The following is a 23,031-nucleotide window of genomic DNA, read 5'->3' as shown; positions in this document are numbered from 1 at the left end:
AAAGTTTGGTTGTAATTACTATCTCCTTGACTGCTTTGTTCTTGCTTTTGGAGCGAAGCAGTCTTAGGAATAGATAGTAGTTAATATAAAAATAATTTAAATCCTTTAGGAGGTAAGCTAATGAGCGCATCTCAATCAGCTGTACGTTCACGCGCCGAAGCAGTAAAAGTTTCGCGTACGTTCGATTGGCTAATTATGTTCACATTGTTTTTTGTTATTCTGGGCGGTTATCACGTTCACTTTATGTTAGTTGCGGGTGACTGGGATTTCTGGACAGACTGGAAAGATAGGCGGTTGTGGGTTACTGTTTTACCTATTATGGGTATTACTTTTCCAGCAGCAGTTCAAGCAGTTTTGTGGTGGCGTTATCGTATAGCGTTCGGTGCAACTCTTTGTGTGCTAGGTCTTTTGTTTGGTGAATGGGTAAATAGATACTTCAATTTTTGGGGCTGGACATACTTCCCAATTAATTTCGTATTCCCATCACAATTAGTTCCAGGTGCTATCGTTCTGGACGTTGTATTGTTGGTGTCTAACAGCATGCAGCTGACAGCGGTAATTGGTGGTTTAGGGTTTGGCTTGTTGTTCTACCCTGGTAATTGGCCTGTTATGGCTCCATTGCATTTGCCTGTTGAATACAACGGTATGATGATGACTTTGGCTGACTTATCAGGTTATCACTATGTGAGAACCGGCATGCCCGAATACATCCGTATGGTTGAAAAAGGTACACTGAGAACTTTCGGTAAAGACGTTGCTCCAGTATCAGCGTTCTTCTCTGGTTTCGTGAGTATCATCGTTTACTTCTTGTGGCATTTCTTCGGAAGATGGTTTGGACAAACCGCCTTCACAAAAGGTTCTTAAGAAGAATTGTTCTAGAATAAATAATAAAAAAAAGCTGGTTGCGATAGGTGTAGTTCTGTCGTCGCTAGATACTCAAAAACTATAGATTCTCTATTATAGAGGAGGATATATGAAATTAATAAAAGACGGGATAGCGAAATTATCCTTTGTCGCACTGCTGGTTACTGTAACAGCGGCGATGTTTTATGCTCCAACTGCGTCTGCTCATGGTGAGAAGTCACAGGCTGCGTTCATGCGTATGCGTACAATTCACTGGTATGATCTTAATTGGTCAAAAGATATAGTCCCTGTAAACGATACAATGACTGTAACCGGTAAATTCCACGTATTCGCTGGATGGCCAGAAACCGTTGCAAAACCAGAAATATCATTCTTAAACATTGGTATTCCAGGTCCTGTATTTATCCGTGCTGGTTCATGGATTGGCGGTCAATTGGTGCCACGTTCTGTGTCTCTGGAACTGGGCGAAACATACGAGTTTAAAGTATTGTTGAAAGCTCGTCGCCCTGGTGACTGGCACGTTCACTCTATGATGAACGTGAAAGACGGTGGTCCAATCATTGGTCCAGGCAAATGGGTAACCATTACTGGCTCTATGAGTCAATTCACCAACCCAATCACCACTTTGACAGGTCAAACTATCGACCTTGAAAATTGGAATTTAGGCAACATCTATTTCTGGCATGCTTTCTGGTATGCTTTTGGTATTGCCTATATTGCCTATTGGGCGCGTAAACCAGTGTTTGTTCCACGTTTGATTGCTATGGATGCTGGAAAAGCAGACACACTGATCTCTCCAATGGACAAGAAAGTTGGTATTGGCTTCATGGTAGCTACTTTGGCAATTGTTGCTGTTAGTATGGAAACCACAAATGCTGCGTATCCAATTACAACGCCATTACAGGCTGGTTTGTTACGTGGTATGAAACCTATTGAAATGCCAGCAAGAACAGTTGCTGTTAAGGTAGATAGCGCAACATATCGTGTGCCGGGTCGTGCCATGCAAATGACACTGACTATCACTAACAATGGTGATTCATCAGTACGCTTAGGTGAATTCATGACAGCTTCAGTCCGCTTCTTGGATCCAGCTGTACATGAAGACGATACAGGTTACCCAGATGACTTGTTGGCTGAAGAAGGTTTGACTGTTAGCGATAACAGCCCGCTTGCTCCAGGCCAAACAAGAACGGTTGAAGTAACTGCTTCTGATGCAGCATGGGAAGTATACCGTTTAGCTGACTTAATCTATGACCCAGATAGCCGTTTTGCTGGCTTACTGTTCTTCACTGATGAAGCTGGCAACCGTCAAATGGTTACCATCGATGCTCCATTAATCCCATCATTTATCTAATAAATAATATGTAGCAGGTAAGCTTGTTACATATTTGGGTTGAAACCCTCATCATCGCAAGGTGATGGGGGTTTTTTTATTGCATAAATCTTAGGATCTATTTGATAAATAGTTATACCAATCCCAATAAGTTGTTATATAAAATCCCCTCATCCTCTTCTCCCTTTGGAGAAGGTATCAATGAGAACTTATTGGGATTGGTATTGCCTATCTGATGAGTATTAAATCAATGTGAATGTTAATATTTAACAACAATTGATAGAATTGAGATTAGTAAAGGTGATGCTGAAATAGCCAGTTAATCATTGGTTAATAAAAACCCTTTATTTGGAGGGAAAAAAGTGAAGAAAACCATTTTAACAAAATAAAATTCTAATTAGGAATTCAATCCTTTGTTTTTTATAACTAAAGCGGCTTCACGAAGAGCCTCAGCAGAACTAGGGTGTGAATGAATGATTCTTGCGATATCTTCGCTACTCGCTGAAAATTCCATGGCAAGAACAGCTTGAGCTATCAATTCGGACGCATGGCAGCCGATGATATGGACACCAAGTATGGTGTCAGTATTAGCGCAAGCAATAACCTTAACCATTCCATTTGCATTAATTACAGATTTAGGTTGGTGATTAATACTTAGCGGGAAAATTCCAATGTTAATTCGATCTCCTATTGCCTTAAGCGCTTGTTCAGTTTGGCCAATCCAAGCAATCTCAGGTTCGGTATAAATAACATTCGGAATAATGTTATAGTTTATGGACGAACTACCAATACCCGCTATGTGTTCAGCAACAAAAACTCCTTCCGCCATGCCTTTATGAGATAGCATTGGCCCATGCAAGGTCAAATCGCCAATGGCATAGACACCCGGTAAATTAGTCTTGCAATTTTCATTGACGTGGACGTAGCCGTTCTCATCAAGCAATAAATCAGCTTCGGGGGCAGAAAGGCTTTCTGAGTTTGGCTTACGACCAGACGCAACGATAAGTTTATCGACGCGAATAGCATGTGTTCCATCAGCATCCTGATATTCAATTAGTACTTTTTTATTGATTATTTTTGTTGAAATAACACGCGCTCCCAAGCGCAGCTCTAAGCCCTGTTCTGTAAAAATTTGATAGGCTTGGCGAGATATTTGATTATCTGATAAGCCTAAAAATGTCTCTTGTGCTTCTAATAATGTAGTCTCTGCACCGAGCCTGTTCCAAATTGCAGCTAATTCAAGCCCAATCACGCCAGCTCCAAGTATTGCCAGACGTTTTGGTAATTTAGTAAGATTTAAAGCAGCCGTAGAATCGAGAATAAATTCATTGTCGATCGGTGTGCAAGGTATAGTTATTGGAATGGATTCTGTTGCTAATATAATATATTTTGCATGAATTTGTTGGCTTGGGGAATGGGCTGAAGACAATTCTATTATTTTTGGTGCGATTAACGATGCTTTTGAATTGATGAAATCTATTTTGTATTCTGCAAATATTTTTATAACATTGTGGTTTATTTCATCGAGTATTTTATTTTTGTGAAGTATCATTTTAGGCAAATTAAGTGATACGTTTTCAGCAAAAATCCCGTGTGAATCGATGTCGTTCAGCAACGTATCATAAAGTTTTGCAGACTCTAATAAGGTTATCATGCCAACATTTCCGGCATTGCAAAACGCACCGCTTGAGGTGTTAGTGTCTAAGTTATCAACACAAAGCGTCTTTAAACCAAGTTGGGCGCATCTAATTGAACAGGCATAAGCAGAAGAACCGGCACCTATAATGATGACATCATATTTAGCTTTGATTTTAGACATGCGCTATATGTTTAAAAGCAAATGGGCTGGTGCTTCAAGACACTCTTTTATAGTGACTAAAAATTGCACGGCTTCGCGACCATCAACAAGACGGTGATCATACGATAAAGCTAAGTACATGATAGGCCTTATAATTATTTGGCTATTTTCTACAACTGCTCGATCTTTAATGGCGTGCATACCTAAAATTGCACACTGAGGTGGATTAAGTATCGGAGTTGAAAGCATGGAACCAAATACCCCACCGTTTGTGATTGTGAAAGTTCCTCCTTTCAAGTCATCAAAACTTAAAGCACCTGAGCGGGCTTTTTCGCCAAAATCAACAATACCTTTTTCAATGCCTGCAAAATCGAGCTGATCTGCATCTCGTAAGACAGGGACAATTAATCCACGAGGTGTGCTGATGGCAATGCCAATATCATAATAACCGTGATAGATAATGTCAGTATTATCAATCGAAGCATTGATTGCAGGGAAACGTTTTAAGGCTTCGATTGACGCTTTGACAAAAAATGACATAAAGCCAAGTTTTGCATTATGTTTCTGTTCAAATCGAGCTTTGTATTGGTTGCGAAGATCAATAATATTTTGCATATTGACCTCATTGAAAGTTGTCAGCATCGCTGCATTTTGTTGCGCCTGAAGTAGTCGTTCGGCAATTTTTGCCCTTAATCGAGTCATTGCAACGCGCTGTTCAGGGCGATGACCTGTAGAAATTGTAATGATTGGCTCAATGGTTTCTATAGGCTTTTGTTTGACTTCAGACGTTGCTAATTCAGATACTTTTGTTTCTGCAGGTTGTTGCTTATTAAGATGATCTAAAACATCCCCTTTAGTAAGGCGACCATCTTTGCCACTGCCTTTGATTAAAGCTGGATCGAGTGTATTTTCATGGACTATCCGACGTACGGAAGGACTTAGTGGGATTGCCGTGCTTTGTGTGGTGGGTATTATTTTCTCAGCAGTGCTAGCCTTACTTGCTTGCAGTTCAATGGTAGCCAAGAGTTCACCGCCAGTTACAATCGAGCCACTTTCCTTGAGAATGGTTGATAGGATGCCCGTTTCAGGTGCAGGCACTTCCAGGACAACTTTATCCGTTTCTAAGTCGACAAGATTTTCATTTTTCTGGACGTTATCGCCAGGCTGTTTATGCCAGACAACCACAGTTGCATCTGAAACAGACTCCGGTAAATTAGGGGTTATGACTGAAATGCTCATGTTATTTTCCTGAAGGTTTTCCGTATAAGGCAGTTTGTACGACAGTTTTTTGTTGTTCTATATGGACATGAAAATGCCCCACAGCCGGTGATGCCGATGCCTCCCGCCCAACATAGGTTACACTGATATGGAATTCCAGATTGTCGGTAAAATGATGCTTTGATTGATACCAAGCGCCTTGGTTTTGAGGCTCTTCCTGACACCAAATAAAATCTTTCAAATTTGGGTATCTTGCAATTTCCGTCTTAAAAAGTTCTGCCGGAAAAGGATACAGCTGTTCGATACGCGCAATAGCGACATTTTTTAACCCATCTTGCCTCCGCGTTTCTAGTAAATCATAATAAACCTTGCCGGCACAAAATACTAAGCGCGTAATCTCCTTAGAATCAATAGCGTCCTGTTCGCCGATAACAGGTAGAAATTCTCCGTTGGTCAGATCCTCAAGTGTTGAGATCGCTAGTTTATGACGTAATAAGCTTTTTGGACTCATCACTATAATCGGCTTTCTGTATACACGAATGAGTTGACGGCGTAATAGGTGAAAAATTTGCGCTGGCGTAGTCGGACTACACACCTGGATGTTATGTTCAGCGCATAGTTGTAAATAACGTTCCAGTCTAGCCGAAGAATGTTCCGGGCCTTGGCCTTCAAAGCCGTGGGGTAGCAACATCACAAGTCCACATAAACGTCCCCATTTGGTTTCACCAGAGCTGATAAACTGGTCGATCACGACTTGAGCGCCATTGGCAAAATCACCGAATTGAGCTTCCCAGACTACCAACGTGTTGGGCATTGTCGTGCTGTAACCGTATTCAAAACCCAAAACACCTGCTTCAGAAAGCAATGAGTCATAAATTTGTGCGCGCCCCTGATCTTTATCAAGATGTTTAAGTGGCTTATAAGTTTTATTATTTATTTGGTTGTGTAGTACAGCATGACGGTGAACAAAAGTTCCGCGTCCAACATCCTGTCCGGTCAGCCGAATATGAAATTTGTCCATGAGCAAAGTAGCATACGCCATATTTTCAGCAAAACCCCAGTCTAAAGGCATTCCGCCTGCTGCCATTTTGCGGCGATTATCCATCACCTTAGCAACTCTTGGATGCAATTCAAAACCTGTCGGTAAACGCAGCATTCGGTCATTACAAAAACGTAAGTGGTCAATAGAAACCGCCGTATGTGCTGGAGCGTCCCAATCTTGATTCAGGAAGTTATTCCATTGGGCACTATATGAATAAATATTGCTGTCAAGGACGGGTCTCGAAACAATAACGCCGGCCTCAAGCTGTTGTTGATAAGCCAATTCCATGCTGGTTGATTGTTTATCCGTAATCGTATTTTCCTTGATTAGCTTTTCAGCATAAATCCTACGGGTGGTTTTGTGACTGCGGATTTTTTTGTACATTAACGGCTGGGTAGTAGCTGGTTCGTCCGCCTCATTATGACCCAAGCGGCGATAGCAAATAAGATCTATCACGACATCTTTGTTAAAGGTCATCCTGAAATCAAGTGCTAGCTTGGTTACAAACATGACTGCTTCTGGATCATCGCCGTTGACATGAAAAACCGGTGCCTGGATCATACTGGCTACGTCGGTGCAATAAAGGGTTGAACGTGCATCGAGTGGATTGCTGGTTGTAAAACCGATCTGGTTATTGATGACAATATGGACAGTGCCGCCCGTGTTAAACGCACGGGTTTGCGACATATTTAATGTTTCCATGATGATGCCTTGCCCAGAAAATGCAGCATCACCATGAATTAGCACTGGGATTACCGTGTTTTTACCGTCTTTTCCTGCACGATCCTGGCGGGCTTTTACCGAACCTTCGACCACCGGATTGATGATTTCCAAGTGTGATGGATTAAATGCCAACGTTAAATGAACAGCGCCCCCCGGAGTATCAATATCAGATGAAAAGCCCATATGGTATTTCACATCACCCGAGCTAACGCCGGGTGAGGGTGAAGTTGTTCCGGCAAATTCGTTGAACAAGCTGGAAGGGCTTTTGCCTAAGATGTTAGTCAAAACGTTAAGGCGGCCACGATGCGCCATACCCATAACGATTTCCTTTACCCCTTTAGTGCCGGAGTTTTGAATAAGTTCATCTAAAATCGGGATCAGTGATTCGCCACCCTCAAGTGAGAAACGTTTCTGACCCACAAATTTATTCTGTAGATAATGTTCAATGCCTTCCGCAGCAGTTAGTAATTGTAAAAGCCACAGTTTTTTTTCTGACTCTATTTTTAAATCAGCCGTGTAGCTTTCAATACGAGTAATCACCCAGCGTCTAATATTGGTATCGACAATGTGCATGTACTCAGAGCCAATGCTACCGCAATAAATTTCCTGGAGACGGCTGATAATTTCTCGTAATGGCAGTCGGTCAGCGCCATAGAGTGCGCCAGTGTCAAACAAAGTGTCCATATCCAGTTCGGACAGCCCATAATAAGCGGAATCCATGTCAGTAGGGTATGGAATGTCAGAGCCAAGTGGGTTATTGCTGGCAATTTGATGACCACGAACGCGGTAATGATTAATCAACCGTGCGACGGCTGACTGTTTTTTTACGCTTACTTCAGTAAAGCCTTGGAGTTGTGCAATTCGGCTTTGCGGTTTTAATGCCAGTTGCCCAAAACGTTCCACGATGGGGCTATGTGCAATCTCATAATTAGCTCCGTTATGTATTTCGCGGAATTGTGCTCGCCAGCCCGGCTCAACTGATTCTGGATCTTCCAGAAATCGCTCATAGAGGTTTTCAATAAAAGTGGCATTACCACCGTTAAGGGAAGAGGAGTCTTGAAAAAATTTAAGTAGTGACATTAAAATATCCACATAATTCTGCGAAAGCTACTTACGAAAAGAACTTCAAAAAACCAAAAAAGTTCCTTTTAATGTTTTTAACATACGGAAAGACTTGGCTAACAGATTATGTCAGTTTAAATAGTCTCAAATCCATTCTTATGATTCTGAGACTAGCAGAAAAAGTCTTGCCCATTTAAGCAGATAAAGACTATTCCTAACAAACTTTCACTAGCTAAACCTATGCTGGTATATTAACAAGGTATAACATTTTATTCGACAAAAACTATGCTATAGTTTGATTTTAAAGCATTATCGTTTGGGTTCACCTGATAGGGTCAGTATATTTATGCCAGAAAACAAAAATATCGTCATCAAAGTTAAGTACCCCGCAGCTGGGAAAACATCAGGAAAGTCACTTTCGGCTTCAGGGATAACAACGGAATGGAATCTTAAACGAATAGGATTGGCGTTAGGTAGTGTCCTGATGGTGCTTTTATCGATATTTTATTTTACCGACAGTGATGACAAAAAGAGTGATGGCAGCGCACAGTTAGCTTTGCCAAAGCAAGCGCCTGAAACTAAAAGCCAGCCCGATACGGTTATTAACGCTGCAGAAAACCCTAAAGTAGATAATAGTAATCTAGTCGTTAGGGCTCAATTAACTCGTGAAATCAAGAAAAGCGAACCTGTTGATACTATAGCCTTACCACTAAAAATAGACAAAAAAGAAACCTTATGGATTCATTATTTTATTGAATTAAAAGGCATGAAAGGTAAAGCCGTCTTCCATGAATGGTGGTTAAATGGTGAGCTTATATCACGAAAAAAAGTGAATATATCTGCTGATCCCTGGCGTACTGCAAGTAAACAAGTCATTACTTATACGACAAATAATGATTGGATAGTCAGAGTGGTCGACGAATCAAGAAATAAACTGGCTGAGCAAAGCTTTAATCTGGAGTTAAAATAAGTTTAGCTTACGGTAATCTATTAGTAATAAATAACTATTGCGATATCTCTTAAAAAGGGAATGATAGGACGTTGTCGATTTATATTTATCCAGGAATAGCAAAATGAGTGATTATCAAAATCTTTCAGAAAATGAGCTGAAAGCAGTTATTGAACGGGCGGAAGTTGCGTTAAAAAACAAGCAAGTTAATAAGCGAAAAGAAATTATTGCCAAGATTAAAGAGTTGGCCGCATCTATCGATGCTACTGTGGAAATACATGAGAATGGGAAAAAATCCCCTCGCACTGTTTCTAAAGTCGCTATTAAATACCGCCACCCCCAAGATGCTGAAAAAACCTGGACAGGGCGAGGGATGACACCTAAGTGGATGCGAGCCTTACTCGATAAAGGACATGACCGCTCTGAGTTTAAGGTGTAATTAAAGCTACAACACATGGAAAAACGAACACATTAGATTGCCAAAAACCCAATCTTGCCCAAGCCAATGCAGTTATTTTCTACAGAACAGCAGCAGGAGATCTAATGATTTTGGGGAGGCATGGCGCAGGCAAGCCTTGGAGCTTACCGAAAACGATTATGGCTATGTGTGCCACTTGAATGTGCAAGGGTATGGGCGTTGCAAAGGTTTGCTGCTAGGTAAGCACCTAAAGGCCATTACTTCCAGCCCAGTCACTGGCCTTTAAGGCTTTTCGCCCCTTAACCCCAACGCGCCTCCAAGTAATTATGCCGAACAGTAAATATCCTGTCTAGCTTATCGGCGATCAAAAACTTATTGAGTAATTGACCGATAAGCCCCAGCGGCATCGCATAAAAAACAATGTCTTCCATCACGATACTGCCGTCTTGTTCAGTTAAGCAGACCTCATGACTCCAGAGTCTAAACGGGCCGATGCGTTGTTCGTAGACGAAGCGTTTGGGTTCATCGCAGTGGCTGATTTCTGACAGCCAAGCCATTGAAATACCAAAGACTGCTTTCATCTCATAACTAATCATTAAGCCGCTGTAAATTTTTTCCGGTACTTTGGAGGTGACGGTAACATGAAAAAAATCCGGCGTAATGTCGTTAAGATTGTAAGGTGACGAGAAAAAAGCCCACGCCTCCTGTATCGGCAAACTTAACGCTTGACGGTGATACAACTGGTAGATTTTCATAGAAAGCGAGATCAATTGGTGGGTAATTGCTCGGGAAAAATCAATTGCTCGGTTTTAAAGCCCAAGGTTTTCGCTTTAGCTATCAGGCCGTTTAAAACTATCTCGTCCAGCTTGGGTGTGCGCGAAAGAATCCATAAATAGTCGCGGTCAGAACCCGCAATCATCACATAGCTGTAATTTTCCCTATCCAACTCGATAATGTGATAGCCGCCATAAAACGGTCCGAAAAAAGACACTTTTAGGCTGCCGACATCGGGGTTGCCAGTAAAATAAGCCTTGCCCTCAGCGTACTCACGTTTGCCTGATTCGATATTATAACCACTGTTGATGACGGTTAATCCGCCATCGTCCCTTAAGCGGTATTCTGCCGAAATCTGGCTCAAACCCCGTTCAAAACGGTTGTCCAGCCTGGCGATCTCATACCACACACCGATGTATCGGTTAACATCAAAGTTGCTGATGGGTTTAATGCCTTCGGGGATTCCGACGCAGGCGGTGAGGAAGGTAAATATTAGTAAGGTTATGTATTTCATTGGTTTATGGGTGTTTTTTCATGATTAGAGTTGACCTTAAATGTAACAGGTAGGGAGGTAAAGGCAGGGTTTAAGGCTTGGTTTAATGGTACGCATAGCCTACTTCATAACCTAGCTTTAACGAAATGGAACATCATCCTGCTGAGGTTTAGATAGTACCCGTTCTAAAAGAACATCAGTAGGAATCTTTCCATAACGTGTTGATAAACGATCTCTGAGTTTTAACAGCCGCCGATTTGCAGTGGCAACTAGCGTGCCGAATGTGGTTGCCCGGACACGACCATACTTTCGGTTCTGATCGCCAACTTCTTTATCGCTTGCTACCCCAGAGGCGACGCTCTGCCCAACGACCCACGCACAAATGTAAGGTGTTCCAGATATAGCGCCCGATGAAGCTATGTCTTGAACGTAACCATCTGCTTGATTAACCTCGGAACGGGTGATCTTGAAGCCTCCTTTTTTCAGCTCAATCAGAAGAATGTGTTCTAGCCGAAGCAAAGTTGAATCAGTACGGTCAAACGATTCGATTCCAGTCAGTTGTACTGTGGTTGTGTCGGGAAGCACTACGATGTCTGGTCGATGCTTGTCATTGATAAATTGAGCATCTTGCTTTTTGAACAATTCCCGCGCCACCGTTTGTAGAGTTACATTGGAACAGTACTCTTCAGATTCAAATTCAGGTCCAAAGAGCCAACGTGAACGAAGAATCAGTGGGTGCAGCGTATGTAGTTCATCGGTAGCAGGGTCGTCTGCGATTCTTCTGATCGTCTCAACGACGCTGAGTCGACTGTCGATTTCATCGAGTACTCTAAGCATCTTTTACCGTCCATTCGGCCAGTAGCATATCCAATCCTTCAATATCATCTCTTGGAAGGGAAGATAATTTCTGCAATAAGGCCGCACCACTTTTGGACTTTTCTAAGTTAATGACTGCGTTTACAGCAGTAACTAAGAATTCTGGAGAGATGGTTGGGTGTGCCTGAGCAATTGCTTTTGTAAATTCAGCCACCTCGCGTTGTGCACCCTGCCCAAGGGTGGCGAGTTCCGAACGGTTCTGAGACAAAGCATCTGCAGAAGATTCCTCAACAATCTCGGCGGCAAGAGTCTGTGCAACTTCGCGGATGAGTTCGGCGGTCTTTTGGTATAGTTCGCGCACCAGATCCGAGCTTTTGAATCCAGTCCAATCCTGATCAATTTCGTCTTCATATCCTTGGGTGTCGACGATCACTTTGTAACGGCGGGCGAATCGCGTCCGTCCATCAAAATTAGCGACCTGCCCGATAGCCCAAGAAGGGTTGCCAACCAAACGACGACCTGCCCAGAATGCCACACCTTGGTGTAAGGCAGAGTGATTAACGCGGGTTGAATCGATGACAATAACAGTTGCCATATAACCTTTAGTTAATTCGAGCGGAGTTTCACTGACTTTTCCCTCAATTTCACTGAAAGTACGTGAAACACCGTTAACGCGAATAACAAATTCGGGATCATGAATAAAACGAGCCGACAGCACAGTCAAGATTTCATCAGCTTCTGGGAGATGACGCTCGACTTTTACAGTCAGTTGGGTTCCGCTCCCTTTGCGGACACCGATTTCTTGTTGGCGAAGCACGAAGGGGCTTGGTCCGGATTCCGTACTGACTACGAAGGTCGCTAGCTTATCATCGCGCCAAGTTTCTACACGGTATTCGTCACCAAAACATAATAAACCATGTCGTCCGACACCATTACGACCATAGGCTTTACGTTGGTGTGCGACTCTTCCATGAGGGAACTCCACATTAGACCCTTGGTGTTTTAATCGGTCATAGCGCAATGTCATCCAACGCTTGATAAATTGGTTTGGTGTCATACCATGACCGTCATCAGACACAGTTAACATTCCGCCAATTTCAGTTGGAAGTCGCAGGTCAACACTGGATGCCCCGGCATCCCAAGCGTTGGCAACTAGTTCAGTCAAAGCAACTTGCGGCACGTGCGCCACCTGACCAAGTTCGCGAAGCAAATAGTCTTCCTCAAATAAGGAAGATTGAAGAGTTTGGCGTTGTGTGACCACTATTATTGCCTAGGTAAGATCATTTTTCCAACAACGACAACGCAACTTCCTGCGCTTTTTGCTGGTTAATTTTAAATCCGCGCATTTCCAATACGCCTTTGATGTTCAACGAGATAATAAGATACAGCGCATCAGGGTAAGCGGCGGCTTCCAGGTCGTAAATGGAGGGTTGGGCAGGTGCTTTCGGGTGTGAGTGGTAAATGGCGAACAGCTCTTCACCCTGATTACGCATGTCTGCCATCGCGGTAATTTGCTGTTTGGCATCAAGTAAGAATCGTTGTTGGGGATGTTCGGCTGTGTTGGTTATGGGGTAGCAAGTGCGGGGAATACCGTTTTTGCTGCCAACAAGTCCGCAAACTTCAAGGTCAGGCGATAATTGCGCCAGATGCAATAACTGGTTGGTTAGTTTGCGGGGTATTTGGGTTTCTGTGGTTTGGGTCATTTCGATTCCTTATTTTGCAAACGTAACTTTCTCTCTTGGGGACAAGGTTAGGGATAGCATTGTAAAAGCCTTTTCAAGGCTGCGATAGGTATTGTCCAGAAGTTACACGCGGTTGTCCTGATAAATCGGTATGGGTTTGTACCTGTTGATAACCGAGCGCTCTAAAAATATTTTGTACGTCTTCGCGTTGATTATAGCCATGTTCGACTAGTAAATAACCGCCGTTTTCGAGTCGATTGCAGGCAGTTTCGGCAATCGTTTTTATATCGCTTAAGCCCTGCTGAGCAGAAATGAGGGCTGTAAGCGGTTCAAAACGCAAGTTACCTTGTTGTAAGTGTTCGTCGTCCTCAGTCACGTAAGGCGGGTTGCTAATAATGAGGTTAAATTTGCCATCGGGAATGCTATCGAACCAGCTGCTTTGGTGAAACTTGATATGTTCGACGTTATGTTTAGCTGCATTGGCCTTCGCACAAGCTAAGGCGGCTGCGCTAATATCCGTTGCTCTGATGTGGGCATGAGGCCGTTCTGCGGCAAGCGTGACGGCGATAATGCCGGATCCTGTGCCTAAGTCAATGATTTTGTAAGGCTGGCTTGCCGGTATCAGTGCCAAGCTGAGTTCGATGAGCAATTCGGTATCAGGCCTTGGAATCAGCACATCCGGTGTCACTTGAAAATCCCGCGACCAAAATTCTCGCTTGCCAGTGATATAAGCAATGGGTTTGCCTTGTTGTCTTTGCTGCAATAAGAGATTAAAAGCGGCTATCTGCTCAGGGTGAAGGTCTTTATCCAGCCAAGCGCGTAAATAGGTTCGTTCTTTACCCAATGCATTGCAAAGCAGGATTTCCGCATCCAGTAGTGCTGAATCTGATACTATTTCTAGCGACTTTACAGCGTCTGCTAGAACTGTTTTGATGCTCTGCACGGCGTTTATTCATCACCCAGTTGCGTGAGGAGTTCTGCCTGATGTTCGCTGACCAAAGGTTGAACCACATGCTCCAGGCCGCCTTGCATGATATCTTCCAGCTTGTATAAGGTCAAATTGATGCGGTGGTCAGTCAAGCGGCCTTGTGGGTAATTATAAGTGCGAATGCGTTCAGAACGGTCGCCGCTGCCGACTTGCAGCTTGCGCGTGAGGGATTGTTCGGCGTGATGTTTTTCTTGCTCGGCAGACAGCAATCGGGAAGCCAACAGGGACATTGCCCGTGCGCGGTTTTTGTGTTGGGAGCGTTCATCCTGGCATTCGACCACCACGCCACTTGGTATATGGGTGATGCGGATGGCAGATTCGGTCTTGTTGACGTGTTGGCCGCCCGCGCCTGATGAACGGTAAGTATCCACCTTGAGATCGGCTGGATTAATGTCGATGGCATCGACTTCCTCGACTTCTGGCATGATGGCAACGGTACAAGCCGAGGTGTGGATACGGCCTTGTGATTCGGTTTCTGGTACGCGCTGCACGCGGTGAGTGCCGGATTCAAACTTTAGTTGGGAGTACACGTCACGCCCAGAAACACGCAGGATAACTTCCTTATAACCGCCGTGCTCACCTTGGTTTTCACTGATAATTTCAGTCTGCCAGCCTTTTCTTTCCGCATAGCGTTGGTACATGCGGGACAAGTCGCCGGAGAAGATCGCGGCTTCGTCACCGCCCGTTCCCGCACGGATTTCAAGGAATATGTTACGGGTATCGTTAGGATCTTTAGGTAACAGCAGGACTTGCAGCTCATGTTCAAGGTCGCTAATGGTTTGCTCTGCTTCGGCAACTTCTTCCTTAGCTAATTCTCGTAGCTCTGAATCACTATCATTAGCCATTTCAACGGCAGAAGCCTTCTGGGTTAGGGCTTCGACACGTTTTTTGTAAACTTCAACCAGTGGTGTAATTTGCGCGTATTCCTGGCTTAAGGCACGAAATTTGTTCTGGTTATTTTGAATGCTTGGCTCGGATAATAACGCCGCTATTTCATCGTAGCGTTCGCAAAGGCTTTCTAATTTGAGTTGTATCGAAGGCTTCATTGTAATAAATCATTGTGTTGTAGGTAGACCCAAGGCTAAAGGCGCAAGGTTTTTTTGCTGTTTTGTGCCTTTAGCCTTGCGGCTTACTTTTTGTTCAGTTTAAAAATTTCGTGTGCAGCTGCAATCACATCATGTCTTTCATTAGCAGCAGCATCACGAATTTGGGTGCTGGGGGTGTGGATCAGTTTATTAGTCAGACCGTAAGCGAGACGTGTCAGTGCTTCTTCGGGCGTACTGCCGTTTTTTAATAAGGCCAGTGCTTTCTGCAAGGCTTCGTCGCGGAGTTGTTCGGATTGCAAGCGGTAGTCGCGTATCGTCGTTTGTGCGTTCTCGGCGCGTAACCAGGTCAAAAAATAATCGACTTGGGTGTCGATAATCTCTTCGGCTTGCTCGGCGGCACGACGGCGCGAATCCATATTTTGGTCGATGGTGTTTTGCAAATCATCGACGGTATAAAGATACACGTCTCTAAGCTGCTCGACTTCAGCTTCAATGTCCCGTGGAACGGCAAGGTCCACCATGAATATCGGTTTGTACCTGCGTTTTTTCAAAGCACTTTCGACGCTGCCTTTGCCCAAAATGGGCAATTGGCTGGCCGTGGATGAAATGACGATGTCCGCTTCTACCAAATGCAAAGGGATGTCAGCTAAGGTGATCGCTGCCCCGTTAAATTGTTCTGCTAAGGCTTGTGCCTTGGCAAGGGTTCGGTTGGCGATAATAATGCGGCCTATGCCTTGTTGGCGTAAATGTCTCGCAGTAAGCTCGATAGTTTCGCCAGCACCGATTAATAATGCGGTTTGTTCTTTAAGGTTGTCATTGATCTGCTGTGCAAGTTGGACTGCGGCAAATGCAACCGAAACTGGGCTGGAGCCGATTGCGGTATCGGTGCGGACTTTCTTAGCAGCAGTAAAAGTTTGCTGGAAAAGTCTGCCTAAATGTTTTCCTAAAGTACCCGCTTCACAGGCTGATTGGTAAGCCGATTTCATCTGGCCGAGTATTTGCGGCTCGCCCAAGATCATGGAATCCAGGCCGCAGGCGACGCGAAACATGTGCCGGATTAGCTGATTATCGGCATGGGTGTACAGATAGGGCTTAAAACTAGCGACATCAATGTTTTTGGTTTCTGCAACCCAATCAATCAGGAATTGCTCATTGGCGGTCGTGGTCGTGCAGTAGAATTCAGTGCGGTTGCAGGTCGAAAGAATGGCGGCTTCGCTGATTTCACGGACTTGCCGTAATTCTTTTAAGGACGTAAATAAGGTGTCAGCAGGGAATGACAGGCGCTCACGAATCGCAACTGGCGCGGTGTTATAATTTATTCCGACGGCTAAAAGTGTCATGAGCTAAAAAAATGAACGGGTTATGCAAATTGTAACAGATTTGAAAAAGAGGATTGAGTTGGACTCCAATAGGGCTAGTGTTATCAGCAAACTATTGTACAAAAAGGTATTGCTTAATCGAAAAAGTATACGATGATCTACTTAAGATAAAATTATTGCTTATGTACGGCAGTAGTATTTTAAATATTTAGTAACTATCTGATTAACTGTACAATAGTGTAAAAATAAATTAACAGTCTGAACCAATTGGGATTTCTGCTAATCTATGCGAGATATTTTGTGAATTAAAGATAGGATCGTCTGTGTCAATTTTAAGATTGTTTTCAGTTATTTCCCTCGTTTTTCTTACTGCTTGTGCGACTGCACCGGAACAGGCTGTTACACCTAAAGCGGCTGTAAAACCGATTGGGTTGGCCAAACCCCAGAGTAAAAGTGAACATAAGGAAGATAAAGCCTCCATTGATCCTGACGTGCTGTTTATGTTGATGACGGCGGAAATCGCCGGACAACGAGGCCAGTATGATGTTGCCTTGGAAGGCTATCTGGAAGCCGCAAAGCGCGTCCACGATCCACGGCTGACTGAACGCGCAGCAATGATCGCCATGTACATGAAAGACGGCAATAAGACCAATGAAGCCGTTTCCTTATGGTTGAAACAAGATCCAAAAAATCTTTCTGCCAGAAAAATTGCCGCACTTTCGGCGCTAAAATCTGAAGATAAACAACAGTCTGTCGAGCAGTTGGACGGGCTTTTAAAGCAAGATCCTGCTGGTTTTGAAAAAACCTTATTTGAATTGGCCGGTGCGTTACAAAAAGACGGCAGCGTCCCATTTATCTACGAAGTGATGGAAACCTTGTCGGTAAAGCATCCCGATCAAGCGTCGGTTTTTTTTATCCAATCCTTGTTGGCTTCGGATATGAAAAACAAAGGATTGGCTGATAGAAAAATTGAACGCGCCTTAAAATTACAGCCAGATTGGGATAAAGCACTGATGCTGCAAGCGCAGATGGCTGTCTACGCAGAAGATTTTAAACGTGCTGAAACTTTGCTGAGAAATGCCGCACTTAAGTATCCCGATAATCAAAAATTCAAAAAAATGTTGGCGCAAGTGCTTATCAAGTCGGCTAAATATGAAGAAGCAGGTGAGGTATACGAAACGCTCATTTCCAATGATCCCAAAGATTATGAAAGCCAATTTTCTCTAGGCTTGGTGCATTTGCAATTAGACCGCGACGACAAAGCAGAAGATATTTTCAAGCAGTTGCTTGGGCAAGCCGAATGGCACAATCAAGCGAATTTTTATCTGGGAAAGATAGAAGAAAAGCGTGATAACACAGTAAATGCTGTGGCTTGGTTTGATAAAGTCACTGATGGGCCATTCCAGTTTGAAGCGGCGGTAACGGCTATTTCCTTGCTGGCTAAAGACAATCAGTTTGACAAGGCTGAGCAACGATTAAAAACTCTGCCGAGTAAATTTCCAAAACAAAAGCTGCGTATAGTGTTGATTCAAGCGGAATTGTACAGTCAACAAAAGCAGCATGAAAAAGCGTTCAACTACTTGACTGGGGAGTTGAGAAATTATCCAGACCAAGAAGAATTGCTTTATTCCAGAGCACTGATAGCTGACCGGATGGGTAAGCTTGATGTCATGGAAGACGATTTAAAGAGGATATTGACCAAGGCTCCAGATAATGTGGAGGCCTTAAACGCATTGGGTTACAGTTTGGCGGATAAAACTACGCGTTATGCGGAAGCGGAAACCTATCTGGTTCATGCTTTAAAGGTTAAGCCCGACGAGGCGGTAATCTTGGACAGTTATGGTTGGTTAAAGTACAAAATGGGCAATCGGCAAGCCGCCTTGGGCTTTCTGCAAAAGGCATACGATAAGCAGCCCGAAAATGAGATTGCCGCACATCTTGCGGAAGTTTTATGGGTTTCAGGTAAAAAAGAAGAAGCCCAAAAACTAATTGCGGATGCCTTAGGTAACTCACCTGATGACCCTTATCTACTTGGATTTAAAAATAAATTCCTGAAATTAGATTCCAGCAAATAAAGTGTTTCTCCAACTATCAAAACAGCTAGGCGCAGCTTGTTTTGTGCTGTTGCTGCCTGCATGCGCCAGCGTATCGACCGTACCGAGTGGCGCATATTCTCATGCTGCCAGGGTGCATCTATATGGTATGCAGGAATGGCGTCTGGACGGACGGGTAGCAATAACGTCGCCAAAAGATTCATGGTCGGCAAATATTGAGTGGAGTCATCTGCCTAATTCCGAAAAAATAAAACTGTCCGGGCCTTTAGGTCAAGGTGCTGTGGTTATTGAGTTAACTGGAGATGTCGTCAAAATAGACCGAGGTGGAGGTAATATACAGACATCGAGTCGGCCAGAGCAGTTTATCAATCAGCAATTAGGGTTATTTGTGCCGTTGCAGTCATTGCGTTTTTGGGCGGTGGGCTTGCCGGAGTCAGAAAATTCCTTTCAGGAAACTGTCGATGGTTTTGTGCAAAACGGATGGTTGATCTCTTATAAAGAAATGCTGAAAACAGGTAATGAGACCATGCCATATAAAATGGCAGTTTCGGATGGTCATGCGAGATTGAAACTGATTGTCGATCAATGGGATTTGAATGGCGGAAATGCTAAGTAAACAGGCCGTTTGGGCAGAAAGATGGCCTGCACCTGCAAAATTGAATTTGATGTTACGTATTATTGGGCAGCGAGAAGATGGTTATCACCTTCTGCAGACCGTGTTCCAGTTTGTGGATTTATGCGACTGGTTGATATTTCATCCGGTTGATAATGGTGAAGTCCGGCTGCTAAAGACTATTCCTGGGGTAGCAGAAGCGGATGATTTGACGGTATGCGCTGCAAAGCTGCTCAAAGCCGAGACGGGTTGCGATTTGGGTGTGCGAATCGAAGTGGAAAAGAACCTCCCTATGGGTGGTGGTTTAGGTGGTGGTAGCTCAGATGCCGCGACCACTTTACTGGTGTTGAACGAACTTTGGGGATTGCACCTTCCCAAAGAAAAATTGCTCATGATGGGTTTGTCTTTAGGGGCTGATGTCCCCGTGTTTATTTACGGGCATTCCGCCTGGGCCGAAGGTGTTGGGGAGAGGCTTAGTGAAATAAGCATTCCTGAGCAATGGCTTGTAATCATAAAACCAGATTGCCATGTGGAAACACGGGAAATTTTTTCCGCTAAAGATTTGACACGTAATAGTAAATCCATCACAATGATGGGCTTTATTGGGGGCGATCATCAAAACGACTGTCTTCAAGTGGTTTGTGAGCGTTATCCGCTCGTTAAAGAAGTGTTGCAAGACTTGTCGGAGTTTTCGGAAGCAAGGCTCACGGGGACAGGTGCATGTGTGTTTGCACAGTTTGATTCATATGATGCAGCCGCCGATGCTTACCGCAAGCTGAAAAGCAAGTGGACTGTTTATTTGGCAAAAGGTGTCAATGAATCGCCTTTGTTTACAAAGCTTAATGTTTATCATACTAATATCGTGAATTGATGGGTCGTCGCCAAGCGGTAAGGCACGGGGTTTTGATCTCCGCATACCTAGGTTCGAATCCTAGCGACCCAGCCACTATTTCCGTATGGACTAAGAAAGATTTAGGAGAGCTCGGATGAACGACACCGCAATGATGGTGTTTTCGGGAAATGCTAACTTGGCTTTGTCCGAGGGTATAGTTAAAAAGCTAAACATGCGCTTGGGTATGGCGGATGTTGGGCGCTTTAGTGATGGTGAGGTTGCTGTAGAAATTGAAGAAAATGTCCGTGGTAAGGATGTTTTTGTCATACAGCCAACGTGTTCGCCCACTAACGAAAATTTGATGGAGTTGCTGGTGATGATGGATGCGCTTAAGCGTGCCTCCGCAGCCAGAATTACCGCAGTGTTGCCTTATTATGGCTATGCCAGGCAAGATAGGCGCTCAAGGTCAGCAAGGGTGCCGATAACCGCCAAACTAGTTGCTCAGATGATAGAGCAAGCTGGTGCAGATCGAGTGTTGACAGTAGATTTACATGCTGACCAAATCCAGGGATTTTTTGATATTCCTGTTGATAATGTCTACGCATCACCGCTGTTATTGGGCGATGTATGGCGGCAGCAGTATAAAGATTTAATCGTAGTTTCGCCGGATGTGGGCGGTGTGGTTCGAGCTAGGGCGCTTGCCAAGCGTTTGGACGATGCTGACCTTGCTATTATCGACAAGCGCAGGCCAAAAGCCAATGTGTCCGAAATTATGCACATTATTGGTGATGTCGAAGGTCGTACCTGTGTGTTGATTGATGACTTGGTAGATACTGCCGGCACCTTATGCCACGCAGCCAAGGCTTTGAAAGCAGATGGTGCGATTAAAGTGGTTGCTTATTGCACCCACGCCGTGTTGTCAGGTGGCGCGCTAAAAAATATTAACGGCTCAGTGCTAGATGAGTTGGTGGTAACCGACACTATCCCGCTTAACGTAGAAGGCAGCAGGTCGGAAAAAATAAGGCAGTTAAGCGTTGCAGAAATGCTGGCAGAAACCATAAGGCGCATTGCAGCAGGTGAGTCGGTGAGTTCGCTTTACGTTGACTGATCTCGCGGCTGCTTAAAGTTGTTGAAGTAATTTAGAGTTTATAGAGCGCTTGAGGCGCGAGGTTGAGTTGAAATGTCAAACGTATTTGAATTTGTCGCTGAAAGTCGTGGGCAGTCAGGAACGAGCGCGGCGCGAAATGTGCGCCGTCAAGGTAAAGTGCCGGCGGTGATTTATGGTGGCCATGCCAAGCCAAAAATGCTAATGCTAAGCCATAACGAGGTCGTGAAACACCTTGAGCATGAGGCGGTATATTCGCACGTCCTGGATGTCACCGTTGACGGCAAAAAAGAAAAGGCCATTTTGAAGGGCGTACAGCGTAATCCTGCAAAATTCCAGATCCTGCATTTGGATTTTTTACGTGTCAGCATGAAAGAAGCGATTAAAGTGCATGTTCCGTTACACTTTATTAACGAAGATAGCTCTATCGGCGGTAAGAAAGGTGGTATTTCTACCCACTCCATGGTTGATGTTGAAGTTACCTGCTTACCTGCTGCTTTACCTGAGTATATAGAGGTTGATCTGGCAAAGCTTGATATTGGCGAAACGCTGCATCTAACCGATTTGGTTTTGCCGAAGGGTGTCGAAATTGTTGCCTTGAATCAAGGTGCTGATCACGATTTGCCAGTGGTTTCTATGATGGCATCAAAAGCCAGTAAAGAAGACGCTGTTGATGATGCAGATGCCGCTGACAAAGAATCCGAGTAATGCGTTAAGTTCAGGCATGATAAAGCTTATCGTTGGCCTGGGGAATCCAGGGCAACAATACGAAAAAACCCGGCACAATGCCGGGTTTTTGTTTTTAGACAGCCTGGCTTCGGAACGGTCGGGTGTTTGGTCAAATAAACCTGCGTTTCAAGGGCTAATGGCGGAATGCACTATTGCCCATGGAAAAGTCTTGTTGCTTAAGCCCCAGGCTTTTATGAACCGCAGTGGGCAGTCGGTAGGTAAGGTGGCGCGGTATTACAAAATTGCGCCAGAAGAGATTCTCGTTGCCCATGATGAGCTGGATTTTGATGCTGGCGTTGTGAGGCTTAAGAAAGATGGTGGTCACGCCGGACATAATGGCTTGAGAGATATTATCGCGCACCTGGGAGCTAAGGATTTTTACCGTTTGCGCATAGGAATAGGTCGTCCTCCTGCTAGAGTGGTCGTTGCGGATTACGTATTATCCGCTCCGTCCAAAAATGAAGGTCAGCTTATGCTCTCAGCGATAGACCAAGGCAAAGAGTTTATCGATCAAATAATTGCTGGCGACATAGCGGCAGTGATGAATAAGCTCAATAGCTAAATAAGGCGGTTTAATTATCTTTTGAGCTTCCCATAAACAAAGCACATGAAGGGGTTTTGTGTGAAACGCCTCCAAAAGTACCAGTAGCCTGAGTTCGTAGCCGCTGTCAAGGTTGTAGCTATATATCTACTGTGACCGGACTGGATTTCTTCTTTAAGTGAATATGACGGATAATTTCGTCAATATCTGGCAGTTGCAGATCACCATTGAACTCATATCTACCAAACAGATTGATATGCCGCCATGCGACTGGCGATAGGCGTTTTACTAGCGCCGCCTCATCTTCTTTTCCCTCTGATTCCAAACGGGCCAATAGCACGGAAAGCATCTTGGCATTGTAATAAATGATCGCGTTCGCAATGAGGCGGCTACAGTCGCTTTCAATGGCAATTTCGTATTCGGTTGTGCCTTTAAACCGTCCGCCATTTGGATGGGTGATTGCCCTTTGCAATTGGTGATACGCTTCGCCCCGGTTGAGTGCCCGTTGAACATTTTGTCTCAACGAAATATCGTCTGAGACCTTTGCACAAACAGCAGAAACTCCGGCTGACTGGTCAAAAGCCGATTTTTTTGAATTGGCATTCACCTTAATGGGCGGTATTCGGCTGAAA

23 protein-coding genes and 1 tRNA gene are annotated in these 23,031 nt (G+C 44.2%); 12 read left to right on the top strand and 12 right to left on the bottom strand.

What is annotated here, in order from left to right; genetic code table 11:
• Positions 1–120: 120 nt before the first annotated feature.
• Positions 121–864 (top strand): bacterial ammonia monooxygenase, subunit AmoA, encoded by a 744-nt coding sequence (gene amoA, locus ABL924_RS04320; protein WP_349025835.1) that lies wholly within the window; start codon positions 121–123, stop codon positions 862–864.
• Between the two features lie 109 nt (positions 865–973).
• A complete protein-coding gene (gene amoB, locus ABL924_RS04315; RefSeq protein ID WP_349025834.1) occupies positions 974–2,218 on the top strand; it encodes a bacterial ammonia monooxygenase, subunit AmoB in 1,245 nt (414 codons plus the stop codon).
• A gap of 376 nt (positions 2,219–2,594) precedes the next feature.
• Here amoB and ABL924_RS04310 read toward each other — a convergent pair whose 3' ends face one another.
• From ABL924_RS04310 to ABL924_RS04300, 3 genes are read right to left on the bottom strand one after another with little or no spacing between them, the layout of a single operon-like run.
• Positions 2,595–4,016 carry an FAD-dependent oxidoreductase gene (locus ABL924_RS04310; protein WP_349025833.1) on the bottom strand — a complete coding sequence of 474 codons (1,422 nt, stop codon included), beginning with the start codon at positions 4,014–4,016 and terminating at the stop codon, positions 2,595–2,597.
• Between the two features lie 3 nt (positions 4,017–4,019).
• Positions 4,020–5,234: a 2-oxoglutarate dehydrogenase complex dihydrolipoyllysine-residue succinyltransferase gene (odhB, locus tag ABL924_RS04305; RefSeq protein ID WP_349025832.1), complete on the bottom strand. Its 1,215-nt coding sequence runs from the start codon at positions 5,232–5,234 to the stop codon at positions 4,020–4,022.
• Between the two features lies 1 nt (position 5,235).
• Positions 5,236–8,064 carry a 2-oxoglutarate dehydrogenase E1 component gene (locus ABL924_RS04300; RefSeq protein ID WP_349025879.1) on the bottom strand — a complete coding sequence of 943 codons (2,829 nt, stop codon included), beginning with the start codon at positions 8,062–8,064 and terminating at the stop codon, positions 5,236–5,238.
• 322 nt (positions 8,065–8,386) lie between these two features.
• Here ABL924_RS04300 and ABL924_RS04295 point away from each other — a divergent pair, with 322 nt between their 5' ends.
• The 3 genes from ABL924_RS04295 (at position 8,387) to ABL924_RS04285 (ending at position 9,693) form a co-directional block, all read left to right on the top strand.
• Positions 8,387–9,010 (top strand): DUF2914 domain-containing protein, encoded by a 624-nt coding sequence (locus ABL924_RS04295; RefSeq protein WP_349025831.1) that lies wholly within the window; start codon positions 8,387–8,389, stop codon positions 9,008–9,010.
• A gap of 103 nt (positions 9,011–9,113) precedes the next feature.
• Positions 9,114–9,428 carry an H-NS histone family protein gene (locus ABL924_RS04290; protein WP_349025830.1) on the top strand — a complete coding sequence of 105 codons (315 nt, stop codon included), beginning with the start codon at positions 9,114–9,116 and terminating at the stop codon, positions 9,426–9,428.
• Positions 9,429–9,465: 37 nt separating this feature from the next.
• Complete coding sequence (locus ABL924_RS04285) at positions 9,466–9,693, top strand: hypothetical protein (protein ID WP_349025829.1); 228 nt, start codon at positions 9,466–9,468, stop codon at positions 9,691–9,693.
• Positions 9,694–9,706: 13 nt separating this feature from the next.
• Here the strand turns inward: ABL924_RS04285 and ABL924_RS04280 are convergent, their stop codons facing one another.
• The 8 genes from ABL924_RS04280 to hemA all read right to left on the bottom strand — a co-directional run bounded on the left by ABL924_RS04280 (position 9,707) and on the right by hemA (position 16,546).
• Positions 9,707–10,162, bottom strand: coding sequence for an SRPBCC family protein (locus ABL924_RS04280; RefSeq protein ID WP_349025828.1), 456 nt, complete (start codon positions 10,160–10,162; stop codon positions 9,707–9,709).
• 11 nt (positions 10,163–10,173) lie between these two features.
• Positions 10,174–10,695, bottom strand: a complete 522-nt coding sequence (locus ABL924_RS04275; RefSeq protein WP_349025827.1) for a lipocalin family protein — start codon at positions 10,693–10,695, stop codon at positions 10,174–10,176.
• Between the two features lie 117 nt (positions 10,696–10,812).
• Positions 10,813–11,511 (bottom strand): hypothetical protein, encoded by a 699-nt coding sequence (locus tag ABL924_RS04270; protein WP_349025826.1) that lies wholly within the window; start codon positions 11,509–11,511, stop codon positions 10,813–10,815.
• A complete protein-coding gene (locus ABL924_RS04265) occupies positions 11,504–12,670 on the bottom strand; it encodes an ATP-binding protein (RefSeq protein ID WP_349025825.1) in 1,167 nt (388 codons plus the stop codon). The genes ABL924_RS04270 and ABL924_RS04265 overlap by 8 nt, the downstream gene beginning before the upstream one ends.
• Positions 12,671–12,770: 100 nt before the next feature.
• Positions 12,771–13,193, bottom strand: a complete 423-nt coding sequence (locus ABL924_RS04260) for a M67 family metallopeptidase (RefSeq protein WP_349025824.1) — start codon at positions 13,191–13,193, stop codon at positions 12,771–12,773.
• Between the two features lie 73 nt (positions 13,194–13,266).
• Complete coding sequence (gene prmC, locus ABL924_RS04255; RefSeq protein WP_349025823.1) at positions 13,267–14,115, bottom strand: peptide chain release factor N(5)-glutamine methyltransferase; 849 nt, start codon at positions 14,113–14,115, stop codon at positions 13,267–13,269.
• Between the two features lie 5 nt (positions 14,116–14,120).
• Entirely contained in the window at positions 14,121–15,206 is a 1,086-nt protein-coding gene (gene prfA, locus ABL924_RS04250; protein WP_349025822.1) for a peptide chain release factor 1, read from the bottom strand.
• An 83-nt stretch (positions 15,207–15,289) separates the two neighbouring features.
• On the bottom strand, positions 15,290–16,546 hold the full coding sequence (gene hemA / locus ABL924_RS04245; RefSeq protein ID WP_349025821.1) for a glutamyl-tRNA reductase: 1,257 nt from the start codon (positions 16,544–16,546) through the stop codon (positions 15,290–15,292).
• A gap of 302 nt (positions 16,547–16,848) precedes the next feature.
• Between hemA and ABL924_RS04240 the strand changes: the two genes are divergently transcribed.
• The 7 genes from ABL924_RS04240 (at position 16,849) to pth (ending at position 22,420) form a co-directional block, all read left to right on the top strand.
• Positions 16,849–18,600 carry a tetratricopeptide repeat protein gene (locus tag ABL924_RS04240; protein WP_349025820.1) on the top strand — a complete coding sequence of 584 codons (1,752 nt, stop codon included), beginning with the start codon at positions 16,849–16,851 and terminating at the stop codon, positions 18,598–18,600.
• A gap of 1 nt (position 18,601) precedes the next feature.
• Positions 18,602–19,195 (top strand): lipoprotein insertase outer membrane protein LolB, encoded by a 594-nt coding sequence (gene lolB, locus ABL924_RS04235; protein ID WP_349025819.1) that lies wholly within the window; start codon positions 18,602–18,604, stop codon positions 19,193–19,195.
• Positions 19,185–20,063: a 4-(cytidine 5'-diphospho)-2-C-methyl-D-erythritol kinase gene (gene ispE, locus ABL924_RS04230; protein WP_349025878.1), complete on the top strand. Its 879-nt coding sequence runs from the start codon at positions 19,185–19,187 to the stop codon at positions 20,061–20,063. The genes lolB and ispE overlap by 11 nt, the downstream gene beginning before the upstream one ends.
• Positions 20,064–20,138: transfer RNA gene (locus ABL924_RS04225), tRNA-Gln, on the top strand. It begins immediately after the preceding gene.
• 55 nt (positions 20,139–20,193) lie between these two features.
• On the top strand, positions 20,194–21,132 hold the full coding sequence (locus ABL924_RS04220; RefSeq protein WP_349025877.1) for a ribose-phosphate diphosphokinase: 939 nt from the start codon (positions 20,194–20,196) through the stop codon (positions 21,130–21,132).
• A 72-nt stretch (positions 21,133–21,204) separates the two neighbouring features.
• On the top strand, positions 21,205–21,837 hold the full coding sequence (locus tag ABL924_RS04215) for a 50S ribosomal protein L25/general stress protein Ctc (protein WP_349025818.1): 633 nt from the start codon (positions 21,205–21,207) through the stop codon (positions 21,835–21,837).
• A gap of 16 nt (positions 21,838–21,853) precedes the next feature.
• On the top strand, positions 21,854–22,420 hold the full coding sequence (gene pth / locus ABL924_RS04210; RefSeq protein WP_349025876.1) for an aminoacyl-tRNA hydrolase: 567 nt from the start codon (positions 21,854–21,856) through the stop codon (positions 22,418–22,420).
• Between the two features lie 118 nt (positions 22,421–22,538).
• Here pth and ABL924_RS04205 read toward each other — a convergent pair.
• Positions 22,539–23,031 (bottom strand): Tn3 family transposase (locus ABL924_RS04205; RefSeq protein ID WP_349025817.1); only part of this gene is annotated, 493 nt, incomplete at its 5' end.

It is taken from the genome of Methyloglobulus sp. (genome assembly GCF_040079455.1).
Lineage (GTDB): Bacteria > Pseudomonadota > Gammaproteobacteria > Methylococcales > Methylomonadaceae > Methyloglobulus.
Note: the sequence above shows the minus strand (reverse complement) of the source record. Positions and strands in the feature narration are given on the sequence as shown.